Annotated in this window: 13 protein-coding genes; 9 read left to right on the top strand and 4 right to left on the bottom strand. The window is 41.9% G+C overall.

The window, feature by feature from the left end; all coding sequences use genetic code 11:
- The first annotated feature begins 22 nt into the window (after positions 1-22).
- The 4 genes from IEX80_RS19330 to IEX80_RS19315 all read left to right on the top strand — a co-directional run bounded on the left by IEX80_RS19330 (position 23) and on the right by IEX80_RS19315 (position 3,796).
- The gene (locus IEX80_RS19330; RefSeq protein ID WP_229701683.1) at positions 23-1,534 is read left to right on the top strand and encodes an alpha-L-fucosidase; all 1,512 of its coding nucleotides are present in this window, start codon (positions 23-25) and stop codon (positions 1,532-1,534) included.
- Positions 1,535-1,868: 334 nt separating this feature from the next.
- Positions 1,869-2,450: a Crp/Fnr family transcriptional regulator gene (locus tag IEX80_RS19325; protein ID WP_090533193.1), complete on the top strand. Its 582-nt coding sequence runs from the start codon at positions 1,869-1,871 to the stop codon at positions 2,448-2,450.
- A 104-nt stretch (positions 2,451-2,554) separates the two neighbouring features.
- Positions 2,555-3,394 (top strand): MBL fold metallo-hydrolase, encoded by an 840-nt coding sequence (locus IEX80_RS19320; RefSeq protein ID WP_188833831.1) that lies wholly within the window; start codon positions 2,555-2,557, stop codon positions 3,392-3,394.
- 12 nt (positions 3,395-3,406) lie between these two features.
- On the top strand, positions 3,407-3,796 hold the full coding sequence (locus tag IEX80_RS19315) for a nuclear transport factor 2 family protein (protein WP_188833830.1): 390 nt from the start codon (positions 3,407-3,409) through the stop codon (positions 3,794-3,796).
- Positions 3,797-3,885: 89 nt separating this feature from the next.
- Here the strand turns inward: IEX80_RS19315 and IEX80_RS19310 are convergent, their stop codons facing one another.
- The 4 genes from IEX80_RS19310 to IEX80_RS19295 all read right to left on the bottom strand — a co-directional run bounded on the left by IEX80_RS19310 (position 3,886) and on the right by IEX80_RS19295 (position 11,761).
- Complete coding sequence (locus IEX80_RS19310) at positions 3,886-5,352, bottom strand: cellulase family glycosylhydrolase (RefSeq protein ID WP_188833829.1); 1,467 nt, start codon at positions 5,350-5,352, stop codon at positions 3,886-3,888.
- Between the two features lie 376 nt (positions 5,353-5,728).
- Positions 5,729-6,937: a glycan-binding surface protein gene (locus IEX80_RS19305; RefSeq protein WP_090533186.1), complete on the bottom strand. Its 1,209-nt coding sequence runs from the start codon at positions 6,935-6,937 to the stop codon at positions 5,729-5,731.
- 34 nt (positions 6,938-6,971) lie between these two features.
- On the bottom strand, positions 6,972-8,588 hold the full coding sequence (locus IEX80_RS19300; RefSeq protein WP_188833828.1) for a RagB/SusD family nutrient uptake outer membrane protein: 1,617 nt from the start codon (positions 8,586-8,588) through the stop codon (positions 6,972-6,974).
- An 11-nt stretch (positions 8,589-8,599) separates the two neighbouring features.
- The gene (locus IEX80_RS19295) at positions 8,600-11,761 is read right to left on the bottom strand and encodes a SusC/RagA family TonB-linked outer membrane protein (protein ID WP_188833827.1); all 3,162 of its coding nucleotides are present in this window, start codon (positions 11,759-11,761) and stop codon (positions 8,600-8,602) included.
- Positions 11,762-12,578: 817 nt separating this feature from the next.
- Here IEX80_RS19295 and IEX80_RS19290 point away from each other — a divergent pair.
- From IEX80_RS19290 to IEX80_RS19270, 5 genes are all read left to right on the top strand, one after another.
- Complete coding sequence (locus tag IEX80_RS19290) at positions 12,579-14,162, top strand: GH39 family glycosyl hydrolase (protein ID WP_176628655.1); 1,584 nt, start codon at positions 12,579-12,581, stop codon at positions 14,160-14,162.
- Positions 14,163-14,940: 778 nt separating this feature from the next.
- Entirely contained in the window at positions 14,941-16,635 is a 1,695-nt protein-coding gene (locus IEX80_RS19285; RefSeq protein WP_188833826.1) for a cellulase family glycosylhydrolase, read from the top strand.
- 165 nt (positions 16,636-16,800) lie between these two features.
- On the top strand, positions 16,801-19,179 hold the full coding sequence (locus tag IEX80_RS19280; protein WP_229701682.1) for a glycoside hydrolase family 127 protein: 2,379 nt from the start codon (positions 16,801-16,803) through the stop codon (positions 19,177-19,179).
- 795 nt (positions 19,180-19,974) lie between these two features.
- The gene (locus tag IEX80_RS19275; protein ID WP_188833825.1) at positions 19,975-23,127 is read left to right on the top strand and encodes a SusC/RagA family TonB-linked outer membrane protein; all 3,153 of its coding nucleotides are present in this window, start codon (positions 19,975-19,977) and stop codon (positions 23,125-23,127) included.
- 24 nt (positions 23,128-23,151) lie between these two features.
- Positions 23,152-24,750, top strand: a complete 1,599-nt coding sequence (locus tag IEX80_RS19270; RefSeq protein WP_188833824.1) for a RagB/SusD family nutrient uptake outer membrane protein — start codon at positions 23,152-23,154, stop codon at positions 24,748-24,750.
- Positions 24,751-25,123: the final 373 nt, after the last annotated feature.

The following is a 25,123-nucleotide window of genomic DNA, read 5'->3' as shown; positions in this document are numbered from 1 at the left end:
TTACATATAAATACCTGAAAAAATGATAACTAACCTTAAAAAGATTTTCGCGCTTAGCTTCGTCCTGTCCGGGATGTCGTTGATGCTGCGCGGACAAGAGCTGTCCGTTAACAATGGCCCGTTCAAGCCTTCGGATACTTCTTTTAAACAATACCAGTATCCTGCGTGGTTCAGAGATGCCAAGTTTGGTATCTGGGCGCATTGGGGGCCGCAAGCCGTGCCCCGCCAGGGTGATTGGTATGCCCGTAACATGTATATTCAGGGCAGCGAACAAAATAAATATCACGTTGCACATTACGGGCATCCGTCAAAGTTTGGTTATAAAGACATCATACCATTATGGAAGGCTGAAAAATGGGATCCGGCGAAATTGATGGCGCTATATAAAAAAGCCGGGGCAAAATATTTTGTTAGCATGGGCACTCATCATGATAATTTCTTTTTATGGAACTCTTCACTGCACCGGTGGAATGCCGTACAAATAGGCCCCCATAAAGATGTGGTTGGCATTTGGCAGAAGGAGGCTAAGAAGAACGGTCTTAAATTTGGCGTGTCGGAGCATTTGGGCGCAAGCTATACCTGGTACCAGCCTTCACATAATGCCGATACCTCCGGCGCTTACAAGGGTGTTCCATACGATGCGAATGATCCAGCTTATGCTGACTTATATCACCCGAAAGCGAAAGCCGATGATCGCGGCTGGTATACTACAGATCCTGAATGGCAGCGTACCTGGTATAAATCTATTAAAGAACTGGTAGATACTTATCACCCCGACCTGCTTTATTCAGATGGCGGCTTCCCGTTTGGGGATATTGGCCGTGACATGCTAGCTAATTTTTACAACGGAAATGTCGCCTACAACAATGGGCAGCTCACCGCTGTGTATAATTGCAAGCAACCTTCGCAGGGTATGTGGGTACAGGATCTTGAACGGGGCGTTCAGGATTCAATCAGCCCGTATCCATGGCAAACGGATACTTCTATAGGTGATTGGTTTTATCGTACCGGCCAAACCTACAAAAGCGGAACTGATATTATAAGAATGCTGGTAGACATAGTAAGTAAAAATGGTAACCTGCTGATAAACATTGTGCAAACACCCGAGGGGGATTTAGAGCCCGATATGTTGAATACACTTGATGAGATAGGCAAATGGACGGCTGCTAATGGCGAAGGGATCTACGGATCACGACCATGGAAAAAATTTGGAGAACGCCCGGAAAACGCAGTGAAAGTTAAATCCGATAACTTTAATGAAGACCGGATGAAATACACTGCTGAAGATATCCGTTTCACCAGCAATGGCAATAAGTTATATGCATTTCTGCTTGACACCCCCACCGCGGATATTCGAATCAAATCGCTTGGTAAATCGTCGGTAATAAACATCAAAAAAATACGCTCCGTGAAACTTTTAGGCAGCAAAGAAAAAATACAATGGCAGCAGGTAGCGGATGCACTTGTTATCAAAAAGCCCGTAAACTTGCCCGCCTGGAAGGTATCAGGTTTTAGGATTGAGCTTGCTGATTAAGGGAAATCGGCTTAAGATAAATAAATTAAAAGACAGGCCCTTCTGCTTCAACAGAAGGGCCTGTCTTTTTCTGGAGACTAAAAGGAAGCTGCGTGCAATTCCTGCAATGATAAACTTCGATCTACTATTTTCGCTACATTAAAAGCAGTCGATAAGCAGCTCTTTACCATATTTATTTTATAAAAATCAAACCGCGTTATCTGTAAATTAATAGAAGATTTGTTAATTTAAGAAACGTATTTGAAGATAGAAAAGTGAATATCAGGTGTATAAAGGTTGTTATATGATATGCTTGACTTGGCTTTCTCCTGTGTTGTGTTATTAATTATATTCTATGAATCAACTACTGCGTAATAACATCGCCAGGCACGTTTCGCTCAGCGAAGATCAACTGCAACAGTTTCATGATCTTTTTGAACCCCGGTTGTTTAAGAAAAAAAGCTATTTTCTATCAGAAGGACAAATTTGTGCTCATGAAGGTTTTGTGCTGAAAGGACTTTTCCGTGTTTACCATGTGGACGCAAAAGGTGTTGAGCAAGTTCTTTATTTTGCGCCCGAAGATTGGTGGATTGCCGATATAGACAGTTTTTCTAACCAAAAACCGTCAAATTTATTTATTGAAGCTTTGGAAGATAGTGAAGTCCTGGTCATTTCCCGGAAAAACAAGGACCTCGCTTATGAGCATTTCCCTGCCATTGAGAAGCTGTTCCGTATCATGACGCAGAAAACGCATGTAGCCTTGCAGCGCAGGATGATCGATAATTTGAGTAAAACGGCCGATAAACGATACCAGGACTTTTTAGCAAAGTATCCGGATTTATACAATAGGTTATCCAACAGGCAAATAGCGGCCTACCTGGGGATTAGTCATGAGTTTTTGAGCAAAATCCGTAATAAACTGGCAAAGGAGAAGTAGCTGTCTTTTTGCGTTTGTTGAACTTGTTCAATGTTTTTCGTTTTGACCATGGGTACCTTTGTTTAATCTATTAATCAATAAGGTTTAACAAAAGGTTTTTAACTATGGAAACGCAGGCACAGCAATTTAAACAATTTCAATCAGGCAATCTTACACTTGATGTATTTATTGCAGCAGAAACCAGTTTTGGCGTAACATCAACAATTATTTCGGGGAAGACGGAAGCAATACTCATCGATGCCCAGTTTACCCTGGCCGAGGCGGAAGTTGTTGCGGAGCATATCAAAAGCTCGGGTAAGAAATTATCTTTAATTTATATCAGTTATGCCGATCCCGACTTTTATTTTGGATTAGAGGTCTTCAAACGGTACTTTCCTGAAGTCACAGTTTATGCAAATGATACAACTATTGAACATATTAAAGCAACCTCGCAAAAAAAGCTTGACGTTTGGGGAGGCCGCCTTGGCAATGCCCTTACCAAAAATGTGGTATTGCCGCAATTGCTAAAGGACAGTTCATTTGAACTGGAGGACGAAAAAATTGAAATATACGGACTTGAGGAATTCTCTTCAAGATCTTTTGTATGGATCCCTTCTATAAAAGCTGTAATAGGGGGCATTAATATTTTTGGCAGCAATTTCAACCTATGGACAGCCGACGCACAAACGCCCGATGCCCGAGGTAAATGGATTGCTATCCTGGATAAGATTACTGCTCTGGCACCATCTATTGTAATTCCTGCCCATACTGATCAGTATTCCGCTTTCGATACTACGTCAGTGTCCCACACTAAAAACTACCTTTTATTTTACGAAGAAGCCCTGAAAGCAAATAAAACATCAGGGGAGTTGGTTGATGCTGTAAAGAGCCATTATCCCGATCTTAAGTTTGATATAGCACTTCAGATTGGAGCTAAAGTAAATACAGGCGAAATGAAATGGTAAACATTAAAAGCAATGACAAATCTTGAAATTGTAAAGAGCACTTACGAAGGCAAATCTTCGGAAGAGAATGGTAAAAACCTTCAAAAATTTCTCGCATCTGATGCTGTTTGGACAGAGGCCGAGGGATTTCCTCTCGCCGGCACTTATATAGGTTTTGAAGCGATTGCCCAAAATGTATTTTACCGCCTGGCTACCGAGTGGATCGATTATAAGTTTACGCCGGAGGATTATGTTGCTGACGGCGATAAAGTAGTTGCCTTTGGTACCTATAGCGGCACCTATAAAGAAACAAACAAATTTTTTAAAGCGCGCGTGGCGCATCTATGGCAATTGGAAAACGACAGCATAATATCTTTTGAACAATTTGTAGATAGTAAAACGGTTAATGACGCAACAAAATGAATAATCAATAATGAGCTCAGTTGAGTTCATTATTGATTAGATGGCGACAAAAAAATACCCGGGGTCAGTGGAAGCCCCGGGCGTTTTTTTTAATTTGCGCCTTGCTTAATAGCGGTTATCGTCCGCTGATCTTTTACGGTATAATTTCTTCTATCCAGGGCACCGCCTGTATCCCAGTAAAATGGCAGCATGCCACGTGTTTTCGCTTGTTTTGTAACATAAAAATTCCAATAGTCTACCGCATCCTCGTGTGTCGGTAAATCTAAAGGGACATGCGCAGTATTGTCACGCCTGTAGGCACCATATTCGCCTAAAAGAACAGGAATCCCTTTATCAACGAAGTTTGTTTTCATTAGGTTGAATGAGGCATCGACATCACTTTCTTCGCCCCAGGTGGCATTTCGTTCAGGTTCAATAGCCGAGTGGTGCCCTGTGCCCCAATAATAAAACATTTTACCCCAGCTTGCATCATTGTCCAACAGGCAGCAGAACTGAAATGGAGAGTAGTAATGTACCTCTACCATCAGTTTGTTTGTCACCTGATCTTGCGGGAGATTGGTCATAAAAGCACTTGTTTTCTCCATATTAGTAGAAGGGCCCTGAAGCACCAGTACACGATAGGCGTTTTTACCACCGGTTGATCTAACCGCATTAATAAAGGTTTGATGATAGGTAGAAAGTATTGCTGTTGCTGCGGCATCATCTGCTGCCGGCTCATTGGCGCTGGCAAACATCAAATGTTCGTCAAAATCGCGCATGGCCGTTGCAATTTGTTCCCATAATGCCTTTTGTTTAGCATTAACTGAATCTTGTTTGGCTTGGGTAATGTTATTTTCAAGCCAGCCACCATCCCAATGGATGTTAAGCAACACATACATGTCATTGTTTACGCAATACCCTACAACTTCTTTAACCCTTTTTATCCAGTTTGGATCTATTTGCGCAGTTGCCGGGTTACTTAAATGGCCCATGTTCCAGGCGCAGGGAAGGCGTATAGCATTAAAGCCTTGCTGTTTTACAAATTTTACATAATCTTCAGTGATTAGCGGATTGCCCCAGCCTGTTTCGCCGCCAGAAGCTTCCAGTGTATTGCCGATATTCCAACCCAATTTTATTTTCGCGGCAAGCTGAACAGCGTTACTGCTCATCCCGGTTGCATCAGGAGCTATTGGCGATGTATTGTAGTTAGGAAAAAGGTTAGATGTTTGAGATACTTTTAAGGTTCGTGCCTGTCCGTTTGAGGAGTTTATGGTCAAGGTACTGGAACGTGTTGATCCTGTACCGTTTTCTGATAACGTTTTGATATGAATGACGATACTGCCGCTGTTGCCCGAGGTAGTGCTTAACTGCAGCCAGGTAGAGCCTGGATTAACGATATTCCATGTTGCATTACACGAAATAGAAAAATCCTGCGTACCGCCTTCGGGCGTAAAAGTTATTGCTGTTTGGTTTACGGTAAGTTCCGGCGGTGCATTATTCGTTTTTTTACACGAAAAAAACGAAATCAATACGATTGCTATTAAAAATACTGGTTTTAAGAAAAATGTTTTTTTCATTTTTTAACTGGTTGGTAATAAATTCTTTGTTTGTTTTTGCATGCGATTATTGGGTTAGGTAAGTATTGGAACAATTATGATATGGTCATTTGATGTATGCGGAACAGTTTTTAAATTTCATACCGCACATAACATTGTTAGCTTATGTCGTTAAAAAATGCCGGGGCCCTGCTACAACCCCAGGCATTCACTTATTCAACTAACTTTTACTTTTTAATTTAAACTGCTGTCAGGTTATGAACAGTTATATTAAATTCTTTACCGGAGTTTTCTCCGTATCTCAGCTTTCAGAGTTTTATATCCAGGCATCAGCTAAAAAAATGCCGGAGCCTGTTAAGACCCCGCGCATTCATTTATAATCAACTAACTCTCTCGTTTATTTAATTCTTGCTACCCTGATATTATCAATAGCCACCTCAAAAGTTTGGATTGTGTTTGAACTGTCATTGATAAATTGGAATTCGATGCCGCCAGCACCGGTTGAACCAAGAAAATCTGTAAGTGTTGCGGCAGGGAAACCTTTGTCGTTTATAAAACTTGAAAACGGAATAGTAACTGTTTGCCAGCCTTTTGTAGTAAACGCGACTTTTGAACCGGAAGCTGTATTCCACGGGCGATAAAGCGCTGTGTAACTTCCATAATCTTTTAGAATTTTGATTGAACCGTCTGTCCATGGCTTAGTCACCGATATTTCAAACTTTACGGCATAATGGCTTAAGGTATCTGTTAAGTTAGCTTTAGGCACCCATTGTGCCGGGTTTATATTAATTGAATGACCGTCAGTCCACCAGGCTCCGTCGCCCGCAGAAACATTAGATGCTTTCATTATCCCATAATAGCCAGTGTTGCCAGGGTAGCCGGCAGAATTATCGGATGTACCAGATCCCCACGAAAAATTATTTATATTATCATAATTGTTTAATACACCGGTTACAAAATCGTGCACATTGTAAGTAGTCGTAACTTTCCCCGATTTGGTGGATACTGTTACCGGCCCTTTGGTTAAGCCGGCAGGTACTGCCAGGCTGATGAACGTACCGTCATTTGATGCTTTATAGCTGGTTATGTCAATGCCGCCATAATTAACACTTTTAACAAAGAAAAAGCTAAGGCCGTTTATTTTAACCGAATCACCAGGATTAGCGTCTTCATTAGAAATTCCCGAGATGGTAGGGGCGGGGGGAACAATAGGGAACGAAAACGTGGTTTGACCGTGATTGGTTATGTATTGTATGGTATTCAGTTTATCTGAAGGTATTGTTGGGAACGCGATAACTGCCGGGATCAGGGCAATAGCGCTGGTATCAGAAAACCAGGCATCATTGAACGAGCCTTTTACGCCATCGAAATTGATAGCAAGTGCACCTTTTAAATTTTTACCTGAAATAACTATCCATTGGCCTGTACCCACGCTGCTTAAAAGCGAATCGCCCGGATGGGCCACATAATTACGGATAGAGGTAATTACCGGGGTCCCTTTTGATGATGACGAATTATCCTTTTTGCAGCCAGACTGCATACAAACCACTGCAGCAAGCAGGGCAACCAGCAGGCAGCTTTTGATATAATAATTTAATTTTTTCATGATTTTAAGAATTATCAAATGATTCAGAATACTACTAATAATAAGGTACAGGCGCCTCCAATAACTTAGGATCTGCTGTTTGCTCATTTGCCGGTATAGGCAGTGTAAATGTATTTGCGCTTGGCGGGGTTATGATCAGGCTGTTATTTGAAGCTGTTTTAATTCCGGTGGCCGGATCATAGCTAAATTGTGACCGGGGTATATATCTCTTGTTAGGATCCGGATTATCAGTAGGGGTAGTTTGCAAATGAAGTATCTTAATCGCTTCCTGTGGATCGTAATAAGAAAGACGAACAAGATCAAACCAGTACTGGCCTTCGAATGCAAGTTCAATCCGTCTTTCTTTCCTGATAATATCAGGAGTTAGGACGGTGACAATATCAACACCGGCCCTGCTGCGTACCTGGTTAAAGTAAAGTAATGCATCGGCGTTTGTTGTAGATGCGTTGTTGCCTAATAGGGCTTCGGCATAAATTAAGTACACATCGGCAAGGCGTAATACCGCATTATGCTCGATAGATGACCAAAGGTCCATAGTTGGTGAGTTATTATCAGCGGCGGTACCAACAATGTGTTTTTTGACGTTTACGCCGGTTGCCGTGTAACCTCCGCCTGCCGCGTTAAGCTCCCGGTATTTGTCGCCGGTAAGCATAAATGTGGCTTTACGGCGTACCGAGTCCTGAGTAGTATATTGGTTTGCAAGATCTATTGTTGGGCCAATCGCCCCGCCCCAGCCGCCCCCGCCTGTAACGATGCTGCCGCTTGGTGCAAATTGGGCTTGTATGGAATTACCTTGCCCGTAAGGTACGCCAGGCGCCCACTGATAGGCAAATAGTGATTCAGAATTGTCATTATACTGGGTCCTGAAAAGATTGTAGTAGCTTGGTAAAAGGCTTAAACCGCTGCTTTTGCAAACATTCCCGGCGTAGTACGCAGCACTGTCCAGATCAGACTGATTACGTGAGCCTTTTTGATTTAAACCGGCTCTGCTTAAATAAACTTTTGCCAGCATACCCTGGGCCGACCACGTAGTAACACGGCCAGGCTGGTCAGTTCGCGGTAAATTGGCAACGGCATATCTTAAATCATTGATAATAAACTTATATACATCCTCAAGCTTATGGCGAGGTACCAATGGGTTAGCTATCAACTTGTCGTTATCTTCTATAATTGGCACAGCGCCCCATAGCTGGGCAAGATAAAGATAAGAAGTAGCACGTATAAACCTGATTTCACCAAGAGCGCCTGTTTTACTTTTTACGGCTACGCTATCGGGCATTTTGGTATTAATGGCTTTAATATTGATATTGCAATGCGCTATAACGTTAAAAAAGCTTTGCCATGCCGATGTTAGCGTTCCGTTTTGCGGCGTGATGGAAAAGGTAGTAAGCTGAACAAGATCGCCATTATACGGCTGTAACATGTTGCCACTCATGATATCTCCGATACCGAGCAATGGAAAGTTATTCCAGGTAGCCCAGGGCTGCGCGTAAAGTGTAGCTGTGGCCAATCTTAAATCCGAACCGCTTTTATAAAAATTATCAGTAGTGATACCGGTTAGAGGGGGACGGGTAAGGTAATCTTTTTTGCAGCTGCTTATCATAATGATACCGATAACCAGCAAGACTATATTTGTTTTAATACGTTTCATAAATCTTGATTTTAATTGTTTAGGGATAAATTGAGGCCAAATGTGTAAACACGCGGCTGAGCGTAATATCCATTATCGATACCGGCTGCTAATGGGTTCCATGAGCCAATCTCAGGATCGTAGCCGGTATATTTGGTAATGGTGAACACATTGGTTACGTTGACATATACCCTCAATGATTTTAATTTAATCTTATTTAAAAGGTTATTTGAAAAACTATATCCTAAAGCGATGCTTTTGCACTTTAAAAACGACCCGTTTTCTATGTATTTGTCAGAGAAACGCTGGTTATCATTACCGCTTGCCTGGCTAATACGGGTAATGTTTGTAGATGGGTTTGTAATGTATACGTTATTAATATCCGAACTTGAACCGGTCGATTTAATCAACCCGATTTTTGCATAGTTAAACACAGATGGGAAATAACCAAAGTTTTGATTTGGATTATCGCCGTTAACTTTTAACTGGTTATAAACTTTATTGCCATAATTGCCGGCCATAAAAATATTCAGGTCGAAATTTTTATAGCTAAAGCTGTTATTGATGCCAAATTGAAATTTAGGCATGGGCGAGCCCAGAAAGGTTTGATCGTTTGCATCAATTTTACCATCTCCGTTAATGTCTTTAAAAATAACATCACCTACCCAAACACCACCTGAGCCTGGCGTTATAGGTATAGGACCGCTGCCATTTTGGGGCAAGGCGGTGTATTTTGCAAAGTCGGCGGCGTTTTTGTAAATACCCAGCACCTGGTATCCGTAAAATTCGCCGATTGAACGGCCAACAACAGTTTTGGAAACAGATCCGTAGATTGCCGGGGTGCCGTCAACCAATGCAAGTACTTTGTTAATATTTCGGGTAAAGTTGATGTTGGTGCTCCAGTTAAAATATTTTGACCGGATATTTTGTGTATTAAGTGAAAATTCGAAGCCCTTATTGCTCACCGCGCCAACGTTTACATATGGCGCCTGCACTGCGCCGGGTGAATATCCGCCGGCGGCAAATGTGCCTGAATAATACGGTAAGGTAAGGCTAAGCAAAAGGTTGTTGGTTTTGCGGTAATAAACATCTGCCGTTAAACTGATCCTGCCGTTTAACACAGTTGCATCCAAACCAAGGTTATATGATTTTGTAGTTTCCCACTTGATGTTCGGGTTACCAGTTGTAGTAGTTATTTGCGAATTACCCGATAAACCGGTGGATATTGTACTTAGAGTTGAACCATAAGCATATTCAGCAATATTTTGATTGTTTACCAATCCGTAACCGAGCCTAAGCTTAAGATCATTAATCGCTTTTACACTTTTAAGAAAGCTTTCGTGGTTAATCTTCCAGGCAAGGGCACCTGAGTATGTGGTATTCCACCGGTTGGCTTCAGCAAATTTCGACGAACCGTCATGACGTACGGTTGCGGTTAACAAATAGCGGTCGTCATAAGTAAAGTTAGCCCTGCCAAAATAGGCCTCTAAAGCGCCTTGTCCTTTAACACCGGTATTGGTTGCAGTTGTGGCGTCGCCGCTGCTGATTGTTTGTACGTTATTACTTGCAAAATTGGTTCGGGTAGCCGATATGCCGCTATTTTTAAGCAACTGGGCTTCATGGCCGGCCACTACGTTTACCCAATATTTTTTTGCAAATGTGTGCTGGTAGGTTAAATAATTCGAGATTGAGTTATAGAAATTTTGCGCGCTTGAAGCAGTACCACTGTTATTGCTCTTGGTGTAAGCGCCCATAACATAGCTTGGGTTAAAATAATCTTCAGTTGCAAAGTCAAAATTTCCGGCAACCTCATTGCGCAAGGTTAAATCCCTGGTGAATTGGATTTCTGCATAGGCATTACTAAACAACTGGTAGCGGCTTTTAAAATCTTTTACAATAGTTGCTATCGCAAACGGGTTAGTGCCCACCGCACCATAAATATTGGGATCATTACCACCCCATGTGCCATCAGGATTTTTTACAGCTACGTCGGGCGTTTGATTAAGCGCCTGCAAGATCACACCTGTATTGGAAGTGGTAACATTTTCGGCCACATGCGCCATATTCAAGTTGATACCAACCTTTAACCAATCGGTGGTTTTATTATCGATATTTGCTTTTACCGAAGTCCTTTTAAAATCGGAGCCTAACGCTATCCCTGTTTGTGAAAAATAGGTGCCTGATATATAATATTTTGTCCTGTTATCACCACCGCTGATGGCTAAATTATGGTTTTGCATAGGTGCTGTACGGAACAGCGCTTTTTGCCAGTTAGTACCAGCACCCAGGTATTGCGGATTTGCAAATTGCGGCCGCATGTCATAACCGATAATTGCCGATTTTTCGTTCATGAAAGTAGCATACTGCCTTAAATCCATTACATCATAATATTTCGGCAATTTCTGCCAGCCCTGGTAGCCATCATAACTAATAAGCGGCGGGCCCGCGGTACCTCTTTTAGTGGTGATAATTATCACACCGTTAGATGCCTGCGAACCATAAATAGCGGTAGCTGAAGCATCTTTTAACACATCTATCGAAGCTATATCTGAAGGGTTGATGCTGGATAAGGGGTTGGTGCCATTACCGGGAATGGCCGATTGCCCATTCGGCGGGATCTGTACGCCGTCGATTACATATAGCGGAGGAGCACCTGTAAAACCACCCAAACCGCGGATCTGCACGTTAACATCACCACCGGGCTGGCCTGATACCTGTTGTACAACTACACCCGCTACCCTTCCCTGTAAGGCCTGGTCAAATGTGGTAGGTTGTGCTTTTAATAGGTCTGCCGCTGTTACTGATGATATAGCACCGGTAAGGTCATGTCTTTTCCTGGTACCATAACCAATTACAACAACTTCGTTCAAGTCGCTGGTTGCTGGTTTGAGAGCTACGTTTATAACTGTAGATGAGCTTACGTATATTTGCTGGGAATTGTAGCTTATAAAGCTAAAAATCAGCACATCCCCATTTTTTGCATTGATACTGTAGCTGCCATCCGCACCAGATAATGTGCCTGTTGGCGAATCCTTTACTTTAATGGTTACACCGGGCAGCGGCTGATTATTGTCTGCACTGGTAATTTTACCTGTAATTTTAACACTTTGTGCGTAACCTGTAAGGTTTAACAACAACAAAGTTGTAAACAGCAGTACTACATGTCTTAATCTTTTTCGTAAATCTTTTTCCATGTTAATTGGGGTTCATAATTGTTTGGTTATTTGGTTTGTTTATTTGATTGGTTTCGGACATTGATTTATCCTGTCATATTCACATTTGACGCTGTGGAACTGGAGTCGGGGACAGCATCGGTATGTTTACACAGAAGTATACCGATGTAATGCGGACGGGATATTTACAATAAATCCTGAATTGATTTTTTTAATGGGCTGCCTCGTGAATGGCACAGGCATTAATAAGTACGCGTTTTGGCATAATGCTTAGTTTAAATTAGGTTATTATAAAATTGGTTATCTCATCTGTCCCTTTGTTCAGGCATCAGACTACGGCATCGGTATAGAAGATATGCCGCTTTATGGAGGATGAAATTAGATGACAAATCGCAATCGATTGTTTACAAATGGGGGTACAAATGTTAATTGAAATTAACTAATTGATTATGAGTTGATTAAACTTATTTCCGTCAGTGATAGAAGGCGAAATGCCATTGCAGAGCCGACAATATTCAAAAAAAAAGTAAAAGTGAAGCGTTTAAGAACAGCTATCGGCATTTAAATTTGAAGGTAAAATAGCCGGAAAGTACTAACAAATGCGAGAATAATACCAACTTTAAAACCTGTTGAAAAAGCCGGCGCAGGTTATTGCAGATTCAATCATTTGAAAATTAACATTTGTATCCCTATTTACCAACAATAAGGAGCGTGGTACAATATACATTTGCCGCCTCTGATATAATATTGCTTAGCTTCGTTTATCGCTGCGTACCAATATTGTATTCCATATAATAATTATCAGACAAGTCTTGTAAACAGAGATATAAAAATCAATATGAAAATCTTACCCATTATTTTAGGAAGCCTGTTTTTTAGTAACGTTTTTGCTCAGGGTAACAGCCCGGAAAAAGCAAATCAAGCTAAAAGGGTTATTAACATCGATTTTAAAAAAGAAAAAGGACGTTTTAATACGTCATTTAATTTATGTGTAGGAGCAGGGCGTGCAAATGAAGGCTTGCGGGCCGACTGGCAGCAACAATTGGCCACTGTACAAAAGGAATGTGGTTTTAAATATATCAGGATGCATGGCCTGCTTACAGACGATATGGCTGTTTACCGGGAAGACAGGAATGGTAAGCCGGAATATAATTACCAATACGTTGACGCTTTATATGATTATATTTTAAGTATAGGCATGAAACCGTTTGTTGAACTGGGGTTTATGCCGGGAGCGCTGGCAAGTGGTAATAAAACAATTTTTTGGTGGAGAGGAAATGTAACACCCCCGAAAGACTATAGTAAATGGGAAGGTTTGATCCGTAACCTTACCCGGCATTTTACCGAGCGGTATGGAATTGACGAAGTAAAAAAATGGTATTTTGAAGTTTGGAATGAGCCGAACCTCAAAGATGGTTTTTGGACCGGTTCGCAAGATGACTATTTTAAATTGTATCAATACAGTGCGAAAGCGATAAAAAGTGTAAACCCAGCCTATAAAGTAGGAGGGCCGGCTACCGCCGGTGCGGCATGGGTACCTGACATGATAGATTTTTGCAGCAAAAATTCAGTTCCTATTGATTTTATAAGTACCCATGCTTATGGTGTAAAACAAGGCTTTTTGGACGAATACGGTTCAACCGGTACCGTACTTGACAAAAACAAAGGAAGCGTTAGCGGTGATGTTCGGAATTCACGCAAGCAAATAGAAAACTCCACAATTCCGGGCCTCGAGTTACATTATACTGAATGGAGCTCATCTTATACTCCGTCAGATCCCATACACGATAGCTATCACGAAGCTGCATATATACTTGAAAAATTGAAGCAAACCGGATCTGCAGCCAATTCCATGTCTTACTGGACGTTCACTGACATCTTTGAAGAAGCCGGACCACGGTTTACGCCATTCCACGGAGGTTTCGGTTTACTCAATACTCAGGGGATAAAGAAGCCGGCTTTTTTTGCCTATTCTTTTTTAAACAAATTGGGTGAAACGGAAATAACAGATCAGGATAGCTCCTCCTGGGCTTGTAAAAATAAAAAAGGGGATGTTCAGGTGTTGCTTTGGGATTACACTTATACTTTGCCTGATTCTGTCAATAACCAGGCTTACTATGTCCGCGACCTACCTGCTAAATCAAAAGGAGAGGTTGAGTTGGTAATATCCGGTATGCCCAGCGGCAAATATCGGATGGAAATCTATAAAACGGGATATAAGGTAAATGATCCATACACCACGTACCTGTCTTTCAATAAACCTGATCAACTGACAAAAGCACAGGTTGACAAGCTAAAAAAGGAAAATAGTGGTGCAGCCATCTGGCATGAGGATATTACAGTAAATGCATCAGGTAAGGTGTTAAAGCATCTTCCTGTCAGGGAAAACGATGTTGCTTTCATCAATATCGTTAAACTTTAGTAAGCCTTCAGTTAGCTCATTTTAATACATCAGCAGGTGATACTTTTAAATGAGTATACCTGCTGATGTATTCCTGGTATGGGTTGTTATTTAATTTGCAAAGCTAAGCCTCTTACAGTCTTCTTTTCATTTTCGGCAGTTCAATTAAGCTGCACGCATATTTATTTGCCTGCTGGTGAGCAACATTTATTACTCTATATGTTATAAATATCTTACGAGTACTTCAAATAATATTCAGGGCTTCTTTTTTTTCGTTGACGACCTGATTTGAAAAATTACCACTGCCGTTAATAAAGTAATGGAAGTATAAAACTCGAAATTTTGTAGCGGCGAGCCTACAGACATGGTCGCGGCTGTCCTTTCTATCTTGCTAATCATTTAAAGAAGGTTGAGGTATTAATGATATTACTAAATTAATATTATTTACAACTTAAAGGAGTAAAACGAATTGGTTTTGTTTAAATTACTTCAGTAAGGCATTAATCTTAGTTGATAATAATTTTCGTTACATTTTATCTTGGATTATACCTATAGTATTCAAGATTATAGTCACCAGCACTGTATTTTCTTTTAAATTAAACATTTAGCACCCTATTTATTCACTTTTGTGGCCTTTTCGGCCTATATATTTGGCTCCCAAACCAATAGCCCAAGAGTGGCTTTAACCAAAAAATAACCTGCAACTGATTTAAAACAGAAGCGCAATCGCTAAAAGAGCGTTTGTTTATGCGCACTGTTTAATTGTTCTTTTTTGCTATGAATCAATTAATATTTAAATATGAGAACACTAAACTATTTATTTGGGGTAGCCGCGATTTTATTGCTTACCCGTTGCCAAAAGCAACAAATTGCCAGTCCGGTTGTTAAGCCGCCTGTTTCCAAAGCAGTTAAAACATTGGCTATAACCAGTTATCCAAATTACAATACGTCGCCTCTTGCGCCTGATCAAACAGGGGTAAGCAGTACTGCCGCCCAGCTTGCAGCAAAGTTCCAATTGGGGTGGAATATTGGTAATACACTCGAAGCATCAGGCGGCGAAACAGCCTGGGGTAACCCTTTGGTAACCCAGGCACTTATTGATAAAGTTAAGCAAGCTGGTTTTACCGCAGTTCGTATCCCCTGCGATTGGGATCAGTATTCTAACCAAACCACGGGGCAAATTCAGCAATCATGGCTCAACAGGGTGCAACAGGTTGTTCAATATTGCGTTAATGACGGTTTGTATGTGATACTAAATATACATTGGGACGGCGGGTGGCTGGAGAACAATTGTACCACCGCCGCACAGGCCGCTGTTAACGCCAAACAAAAAGCTTTTTGGGAGCAAATAGCCACGCAAATGCGTGGTTTTGACGAGCATGTGATTTTTGCCAGCGCCAATGAACCCAATGTATCAGATGCTACCGGGATGAGTGTGCTGCTTTCATATCATCAAACATTTGTTAACGCGGTCAGATCAACCGGGGGGCATAACAGTTACAGGGTGCTGCTTGTGCAAGGGCCAAGTACTAATATTGATGGCACCAACACTTTGATGAATACGCTTCCAACTGATCCGGCAAGCAACCGTTTAATGGTTGAAGTACATTATTATGATCCGGCTCAGTTTTGTTTTTTGACATCGGATGCAAGCTGGGGTAATATGTTCTATTATTGGGGCAGCGGGTATCATTCTACAACCGATGCTTCACGAAATGCTACCTGGGGTGAAGAGTCGTATATGACTTCAGAACTTTCGTTGATGAAAACAAAGTTTGTTGATAAGGGCATTCCTGTTATGTTGGGAGAATATGCAGTAAACCGCAGATTAGGTCTTACCGGCGATGCGTTAAACCTGCAACTTGCAAGCAGAGGTTATTACCTCAATTATTTTGTCCACCAGGCATTACAATATGGATTAAAACCATTTTATTTTGATTCAGGTGGTACGGACTCAACCAATCCGGGTCGGATTTTTAACAGGCAGAACAACAGCGTTTACGATCAGCAAGGTTTAGCCGCCATTTTGCAGGGAGCGCAAAATAATACCTCTTCAATAATTCAGGTTGGCCAGGTTTACCAGATTTACAGCAGAAACAGTTTTAAAGCCCTGGAATTTGCGGGCTGGGGAACTGCCAATCAAACACAGGCCGATCAGTGGGACTATTTAGCAGGGGCAAACCAGCAATTTAAAGTAGAAGACGCGGGAGGCGGTTATTACAGGCTTACTCCAATGCATGCAACCGGAAAATGCCTCGAAGTTTATGGTTTGAACACAGCTGACGGAGGACAGGTAGACCTGTGGGATTACTATGGCGGCGCAAATCAAAAATGGTCAATTCAGCTAACAGACAATGGATATTATAAAATCATCAATGCCAATAGTGGGAAAGCTTTGGATGTTAACGGGGCTTCGCTTAATAACGGTGTAGCTGCTGTTCAATGGACCTATTCTGGCGGGCGTAACCAGCAATGGGGCTTTGTGAAAATATAATGTAACCCTTAAGAAAACTTATATCTTTTTCTTTCTTCACAAAAAGCATGAAAGATGCGCCGCGATATAAGCGGTAGTTGATATTTAAAAATGAACAATAATGTAAAGGCCTTCAAATTAGCGATTTGAAGGCCTTTTATCTTTTTATTGTTGTTTTAACACTTAATGATGTATCTTGCCGATGAAAACCCAATTATGAAACGCATCGCTTTTTTATTGATTTTTAGTCCGTTTTTGCTGTGGGCGCAACAAAAGCAGGTTGTCAAAAGCTTTCCTCTACAGGATGTCAGGCTATTACCGGGGATTTTTAAAGAACAGGAGCAGACAGACCTCAACTATATGCTTGCCCTGCAGCCCGACCGCCTGCTTGCACCTTTTAGGAGGGAGGCGGGGCTGCCACAAAAAGCTAAAAGTTATACAAATTGGGAAAATTCGGGCCTGGATGGACATATCGGTGGCCACTATCTTTCTGCCCTGGCTATGATGTATGCTTCTACCGGTGATAACCGTATGCGCCAGCGCCTTGATTACATGATCAATGAGCTTAAATTGTGCCAGGACAAAAACGGTGACGGATATTTGGGTGGCGTGCCTGGAAGCCGCGAACTTTGGCCCCAGGTAATGAAGGGTGATTTTACAGATTTCAATAAGAAATGGGTGCCTTTTTATAATATTCATAAAGTATTTGCCGGGCTGCGCGATGCATGGCTGTATGAAAATAATCAAACAGCAAAAGTCATGCTGATTAAACTGGCAGACTGGTTTTACAATATCAGTACTGCACTTAGCCAGTCACAAATGCAGCAGCTGCTTGGGAATGAGCACGGAGGTGTCAATGAGGTACTGGCAGATGTATACGGGATCACCGGCGAAAAGAAATACCTTGACGCGGCCTACAGTTTCTCTCACCAGGCTCTCCTTCAGCCGCTTGAAAAAGGTCAGGATAAACTGGATAATTTACATGCAAATACGCAGATCCCCAAAGTGATAGGTTTTAAGCGGATTGCTGATTACAACGGTGATACCGCCTACAATTGTGCTGCGGTATTCTTTTGGCAAACCGTGGTACATCATCGGTCGGTAGCAACAGGTGGTAACAGCGTAAGGGAACATTTTAACCCCGCTACAGATTTCTCAACCATGATCTCCAGTGTAGAAGGACCCGAAACATGCAATACCTATAACATGCTTAAGCTTACCGAAGATCTGTACAGGTCAGATCCGGATATTGCCTATATCGATTATTACGAACGGGCGTTGTATAATCATATCCTTACAACCCAGCGGCCGGAGAAGGGCGGTTTTGTTTACTTTACACCGATGCGCCCCGGGCATTACAGGGTGTACTCCCAGCCACAAACAAGCATGTGGTGTTGCGTTGGCTCCGGTATGGAAAATCATTCAAAGTATGGTGAAATGATCTACAGCCATTCAGATAACGAGCTATATGTTAATCTGTTTATTCCGTCTCAGCTTATATGGAAGCAAAAGGGCTTGCAACTTAAGCAGGAAACCGTGTTCCCCGACAAGGAAACAACTACGCTGAAGATTTTGAAGACTGGCAATAGTGCATACGGGATAAACATCAGGTATCCATCATGGGTAAAAACCGGTGCACTTTCAATTAACATCAATGGCCGGCCTGTTCAGGTTACAGCGCAGCCGTCATCATATGCGCAGTTAAAAAGAAAATGGCGGAAAGGAGATATCATCACCGTCCAATTACCGATGCAGACGACGACGGAGAAACTTCCCGACAGCTCCAATTATGAAGCCGTATTGCATGGCCCGATCGTGCTTGCTTCAGTGATTGATACAATTGCCCAAAAAGGCCGTGAGGCCGATGACAGCAGGATGGGCCATGTTGCTGCGGGCAACCTGTATAAGCTTACAGATATGCCGGTTTTTGTAAGCGATTCTGCTAATGATGCCCCCATGATAGTTGGTGATAAAAATAAACCGATGTCCTTTACTGCCGGGCGACTAATATACCCGATTAAATACCGAAACCTGAAGCTGGTGCCGTTTTATAAGATACAGGATGCCCGTTATGTAGTGTACTGGCGAAAAGAATCGGCCAAAGGCTTTGACGAATTGCAGGCTAAGTTAGCGGAGGAGGACATGAAGGAAGCAAAACTGGCTGCCAATACTATCGATTTGGTAACTCCGGGTGAGCAACAGCCTGAGTCAGATCATTTCATGGAAAAAGAGAATTCTTTTGCCGGCGTTAATTTCAATAGGCACTTCAGGGCTGCAACGGGTTCGTTCGGCTATAAGCTCACCGATAAAAATAAAGCTGCAAAGAAAATTAGTATCACATATTTTGGAATTGAAAGGAACCATAAGTTTTCTATCCTTATCAATGAACAGGAATTGGCCAGAGTTGACTTGAAGGATGGTAAACGTGACGCTTTCTATACCGTGGAATATGATTTGCCAGCAGATTTGAAATACAACGCAGACCAAAGTCTCCGGATAAAATTCCAGGCGGATAAGGGTGCAATGGCCGGGCCTGTTTATGAAATACGACTTTTGAATAATTGAGGGCTTAAAGCCATTCCAAGTCGTTGCAATAACAGGATCGGTTCACTATTGTGTGGTAAAATGTTTTCGATACATATAAATACTATTCAGGGCCTCAAAAAGACCCTTTTTTGTGCCCTTTCCAGAAGTAAACCGCTGTTTAACCGCAAAATTATTCCTGCCTCTAAAACCAGGCTGTCTGGTAAAACTTTTAGAAAATTTTTAATCTTTTACCAGGCAACCGTGGAATCGGTTTGGGATAACAAATACCGCGCTTCATTTTCAATGAATGATAAATGATAGTCATTAATGTTGAACCTCAAATCAACCATATAAGGTATCATTAAGCAAATCCTTAACAACCTTGTCGATTCTTAGAACGCTGCCTTTCTACCGCATAAACATACTCGGATGATGACAACTTGAATAACAAAACTATTCCAATGCGAACGTCATAGCTTGGGAACCAGTAGCGCTTAATACAAACAATTGTTTTTTGAACACCAATAATTCAAAATGCCGGTAACAACCAAATATTGGTATGCGCTTATCGATGCATGGTAAGAACATGAAAATATACAAATTGAAACATTTGTACACCTATTTTTTAACAAATGGCGCTACTCCGCAAAGTATTTTTGAACGCCAGAATTACTTATTATATAAACCATAAAGCTCATTTAATATTTTCTTACAATCAGGATGGAGATGCTTGCTATATTTTCGCAATCGATTGTATTTTAATATTGGTGTTTATTTAACAATTAATTGTGGTTAAATAAAAGTTTTACTTAACAACAAAAACCAATTATGAAAATGAAAATTACAAATTTTACGAGGCTGCTAAGCGCAGCTAAATTACGGCACTTGCTGCTACTGCTGGTGTTTATGAGCACATTGCCCGTAATGGCACAAACAGTCACCATTAAAGGCGTCGTAAAATCGGCCGATGATAACAGTCCGCTACCCGGGGTTACAGTTGCAGAGAAAGGAAAGGAAAACGGAGTTATTACCCGGACGGATGGCTCTTATTCGCTTAATGTTACAGGGGATGCTACCCTTGTATTTTCTTTTGTTGGTTACACAAAACAAGAGATTAAAGTAAATGGAAAAACCGTACTGAATGTAAATTTACAAAGTGATAGTAAAGCCCTTAATGAAGTAGTAGTAATTGGCTATGGTACCGCCCGTAAAAAGGATCTGATAGGCTCGGTAAATGTGGTAGCTGCTAAAGACGCAGGGGCTAACACATCTACAAGTCCGGCTCAATTATTAATAGGCAAGGCACCTGGGGTTCAGGTAATGCAGGCTAACGGTGTGCCTGGTTCGGGCGCTCAAATTATCGTACGCGGTACAGGCTCGTTTACCGATGTTAGTCCGCTTTACGTAATTGATGGTATCCAGGGCGATGCCAATTTGTTCAACGCCATCAGCCCCCAGGATATTGAAAATATAACCATACTAAAAGACGCTGCCTCCACAGCAATATATGGTGTTGCTGCAGCAAACGGCGTTGTGATCATCACCACCAAAAAAGGTAAGGCGGGTTCAACTCAAATTACATTTAATTCGCAGGTGGGTGTTTCAAACGTCACTAAAAACCTTGATCTGCTGGGTGCCGCCGACTACGTGAAGCTCCTTAAAGATATAGACGCGACCAATAACAACCCGGTGCCGGCAAAACTAAACACGCCATATGTATTAGTTGACAGGACCAATTGGCAGAAAGAGATTTTTAAAACATCCGTTTCAACTCAAAACGACCTGAGCGTAAGCGGAGGGAGCGACAAGGTTACTTATAACATGTCGGCAGGATACGTTACGCAGCAAGCCGTAGTTAAAGATTATAATTTTAGAAGGTTTAATAACCGGTTTGTATTAGATGAAAAACTGGGTCGTTTCCATTTTGGACAAACCTTGAACTTACGGTATACTAAAACTGCAGGCCAGGTAACAAGTATTGGTAACGCGCTTGGTTATGCACCGTATCAGCCCGTTTATGATGCGTCTATCCCCGGTGGTTACTCTATCCTTACCAACGTTGATGATAACAGCAATGCTGTAAACCCATTGCAGATTTTAGGTGTACAAACCTTAAGCAGCCACGACCTCGTTTTATTTCCGCAGGTATTTGGCGAGGTGAAAATTATCAACGGGTTAACTCTTCGTTCGCAGGTATCAGGTGTATATGGCAACAGCGTGAACGATTCGTACCAGATACCATATGTTACCTCCAACAACCTGGGATACACCAGGCAGGCAGGTCGCGCGTCAAATAACTATTCTAATTATACCATCGAAAATTACTTGTCATATAATCACAGCTTCGGAAAACATAATATTTCATTAACTGCAGGTACCAGTTATATTGATGCAGGGAGTACCAAATACCTTAGCGTGCTGGGCACAGGTATGTTATCGGATGCTGTAAGGGATATTGGTGTAGCGCCTACGCTTACCGTGCAGGGTAATTCATCGGGCTATTACACTCAATTTGGCAACGTTATTTCCTATTATGCCCGTTTAATCTATTCGTTTAACGATAAGTACATTCTTTCGGGTAGTATCAGGCGCGATGGTTCGTCAAACTTTGGCCCGTTAAGCCGTTATGGTAACTTTCCGGGTGGCGGTTTTGCGTGGCGTTTTGCCCAGGAGGATTTTGTTAAGTCGGCGTTGCCATTTATCAATGATGGTAAACTGCGCGTAGGATGGGGCCGCACAGGTAATAACAGATTTGGCCTTACAAATACCAGCGTATTTACCTTTAACGGGCCGCCGGGAAACCTCGTTTATTCGTTTGGCCAGACCGAACAGTTTGTTAACGGTACAACTGTAATAACTATCGCCAACCCTTTATTACATTGGGAAACAACCGACCAAACCGACGCGGGTATCGACCTTACGTTCCTGAATAACCAGTTAACTTTCTCGGCCGATTACTATAATCGTAAAAGCAGCGGCCTTATAGTAGCGATACCTTTGCCGCCAAGTTTGGGTGTGGGTATAAACACATCAAACAGTAACGAGATTGTTAATGCGGCGGATGCCCAAAATAAAGGTTTCGAATTTCAATTAGGTTACCGTTCAAAGCCCCAAAACGGTTTTAGTTATAATGTAAGTGTAAACGGTGCTTACAATAATAACAAAACAATATCATTAGGTACACAATCGCCAACACCGATTGTTGGTGGAACAGGAGCAATTTACACACTAACCCAGGCAGGTTATCCTATCGGCTCATTTTATGGTTACAGGGTTGGCCATGTAGCTAAAAACCAGGCCGAAATTGACGCCCTGAATAAAACGGCACAGCAAAAAACCGGCGATGCCAACGCGGTTTATCAAACAGGGTTGCTTCCGGGCGATTTTATATTCAAGGATTTGAATGGGGATGGAGTTGTTGACAGCAAGGACCAGCAAGTTTTGGGAAGTGCTATTCCAAAGTTCATATATGGTATTAACCTTGGGGCCACTTATCGTAATTTTGATCTTAATGTGGTATTATCAGGCGTACAGGGAGTTCAGATTGGAAACAATTTAAGATCAAGTTTGGAGTTTGCCGGAACAGGACATAATGCCTCAACAGCTATATTAAACAGATGGGAGAAACCTGGCGATAACGCTCTCCTGCCAAGAGCCGGGCAAAATGCAACCGGATCCGGAAATTTAAGGCCATCAGACTTTTTTATCGATAACGGCTCCTATTTGCGTGCGCGTAACATAACCCTTGGCTATTCCTTTAGTAAAGCCGCACTGCAATCGTTTTCAGGTTCTGTTTTAAGCAAACTGCGTATATATGTGGCCGCCGAAAATCTTTTTACTATCACCGGTTATAAAGGATATGATCCTGAGTTAAGTACAGTTTATGGCGATAACAATTCAAACGATACTATTTTTAACCGCAATATTGATAACGGCCAGGTACCGCAACCGCGCACATTTTTATTCGGGATACAAGTAGCATTTTAAAAGGCATTCTTTAAAAATAAAAACATGAAAAAATATATAAAATTCCTTTTGATGACAGCACTTCTTGCGTTCTCAATAGGTTGCAAAAAAGATCTGAATCTGACAAACAAAAGTGCATACACTTATGATACTTATTTTAATAGCGATGTTGCGATAAACCAGGCTGTTGTAGCCACTTACGCCGCTTTGCTGCATACAGGTTTTTGGTCTGGTGATTATTATACTACTTTTGACCTGCTTGGATATGACGCTAAAAACAACCAACCCCTTTTAGGTGATTATTTGCAAGTGGCCCAGTATAATTTTGGCCCCGACCTTGACGTAATGAACAACACATGGTCAGCATTTTACCAGTTAATTGCACGGGCCAATGTTGTTATTGACAGGGCACAGGTGTGGAAGCCAGCTAATGCTGCAGAAACGACCGACCAGGCGCAATATGTTGCCGAAGCCAAATTTTTGCGTGCTTATGCTTATTTTAACCTGGTTAATTGTTTTGGACGGGTACCTTTACGTACTAAATATTTACCCCTGCCAACACCTGCCGATATCAATATGCCGAGATCGTCAGTTGCAGATGTATGGGCATTTATTGAACAGGATTTGAAGGATGCCGAAGCGGGTTTGCCAATATCTTACCCTGCAACCAGCTATGGCCGTGCTACGCAGGGCGCTGCAGTGGCGTTGCTGGGTAAATCATACCTTTATGAAAAAAAATGGGGCCAGGCACAGACTGAGCTTACCAAGCTAACGCAGCAACCTTACACCTATGCACTGGCGCCAGTTTATAATAACCTGTTTGACGATCCTAACCAGGATAATCCTGCCTTGAACCCTGAAACTATTTTCCAGGTGATGAACCAGCAGTGGACAGATTGGGGGATTGGTAACCAGTATTATATGTTTGGGGGCCAGGAAACCTGGGGCGGTAAGGCAACACATACCGTTCGCGCTCAATCATATGGCTTTAATGATTGGAACAACGTTTATGTAACTACAACAGCTGTTAAAGCGTTCACTTACCCTAACCCGCAAAATCCATCGGTTAATTACGTTGACCCACGTGCTGCTTTTACTTTTTACGGCGATGCCGCAAGCGGCGGACAGACACAGTATTGCCAACAATGTGCAACCGGTCCGATAGCTTATCCTTTCGCTACAAAAGGTTACGAATGGCTTAAGTACGAATATTATAACAAGGTAGCTACCTTTGGTGGCCCGCAAAGCGGTATCAACGGCCAGGTGATCCGCTATGCTGATGTATTGCTTATGTTGGCCGAAAGTTATATTCAGCAGGGCAATACGGGTGATAAACCTTTGGCCTTAATTAACCAGGTACGCAGTAGGCCAAGTGTTAATGCGCCGCTTTATACATCATTAGGCAGCCAAACCGATGCAATGCGGATATTAATGCGTGAAAGACAATTGGAACTAACGGGAGAACAAGTTCGTTATTTCGACCTGATTCGCTGGGGTATTGCCAAGCAAACTATCAACGCCGAAAGGCAAATTGAAGATGGCACACAACCTTTCCAGGATAAAAATGTGTTGTTCCCGATACCGTTGGCAGAAAAGAATGCCAACTCTGCAATAGCAAAAGATATTTCAGGCGACTGGAATTAAGAAGCCTATTAAGGAGTTGGTTTGCAACTAAACTATACAGATCGTGAACTAATAGGTGGCGTTTCCATAGGTTTAGCTTTTAAGTAACATAAATTCCAATAAGAGCAGGCTTTGTAGCTTGCTCTTATTTCATAATCCTGGCGAAAGATTTCTTTAATTTTTCTTTCTCTTTTTATAAATACCATGATACAGGCCAAAAACATCACTAATCCTGTCACTAACCTTACCACATAATATTCATCACGTTTCTTGTAAAGCGTATAGAACTAAGTAAGCAGTATTGTTTTGCTTTTCCGTCGGGAAACGGTTTACCGGGCGGCTTTTATCGCGATACTTCTTCAAAAAAAGTAAAGTATAATCAAACGCATATGAG

The organism is Mucilaginibacter rubeus (assembly GCF_014643835.1).
GTDB classification, from domain to species: domain Bacteria; phylum Bacteroidota; class Bacteroidia; order Sphingobacteriales; family Sphingobacteriaceae; genus Mucilaginibacter; species Mucilaginibacter rubeus.
Note: the sequence above shows the minus strand (reverse complement) of the source record. Positions and strands in the feature narration are given on the sequence as shown.

Excerpts from the sequence above, each read along its gene's own strand:
- IEX80_RS19330 (WP_229701683.1), top strand. The coding sequence starts at position 23 with ATGATAACTAACCTTAAAAAGATTTTCGCGCTTAGCTTCGTCCTGTCC.
- IEX80_RS19325 (WP_090533193.1), top strand. The coding sequence starts at position 1,869 with ATGAATCAACTACTGCGTAATAACATCGCCAGGCACGTTTCGCTCAGC.
- IEX80_RS19320 (WP_188833831.1), top strand. The coding sequence starts at position 2,555 with ATGGAAACGCAGGCACAGCAATTTAAACAATTTCAATCAGGCAATCTT.
- IEX80_RS19315 (WP_188833830.1), top strand. The coding sequence starts at position 3,407 with ATGACAAATCTTGAAATTGTAAAGAGCACTTACGAAGGCAAATCTTCG.
- IEX80_RS19310 (WP_188833829.1), bottom strand. The coding sequence starts at position 5,352 with ATGAAAAAAACATTTTTCTTAAAACCAGTATTTTTAATAGCAATCGTA.
- IEX80_RS19305 (WP_090533186.1), bottom strand. The coding sequence starts at position 6,937 with ATGAAAAAATTAAATTATTATATCAAAAGCTGCCTGCTGGTTGCCCTG.
- IEX80_RS19300 (WP_188833828.1), bottom strand. The coding sequence starts at position 8,588 with ATGAAACGTATTAAAACAAATATAGTCTTGCTGGTTATCGGTATCATT.
- IEX80_RS19295 (WP_188833827.1), bottom strand. The coding sequence starts at position 11,761 with ATGGAAAAAGATTTACGAAAAAGATTAAGACATGTAGTACTGCTGTTT.
- IEX80_RS19290 (WP_176628655.1), top strand. The coding sequence starts at position 12,579 with ATGAAAATCTTACCCATTATTTTAGGAAGCCTGTTTTTTAGTAACGTT.
- IEX80_RS19285 (WP_188833826.1), top strand. The coding sequence starts at position 14,941 with ATGAGAACACTAAACTATTTATTTGGGGTAGCCGCGATTTTATTGCTT.
- IEX80_RS19280 (WP_229701682.1), top strand. The coding sequence starts at position 16,801 with ATGATGTATCTTGCCGATGAAAACCCAATTATGAAACGCATCGCTTTT.
- IEX80_RS19275 (WP_188833825.1), top strand. The coding sequence starts at position 19,975 with ATGAAAATTACAAATTTTACGAGGCTGCTAAGCGCAGCTAAATTACGG.
- IEX80_RS19270 (WP_188833824.1), top strand. The coding sequence starts at position 23,152 with ATGAAAAAATATATAAAATTCCTTTTGATGACAGCACTTCTTGCGTTC.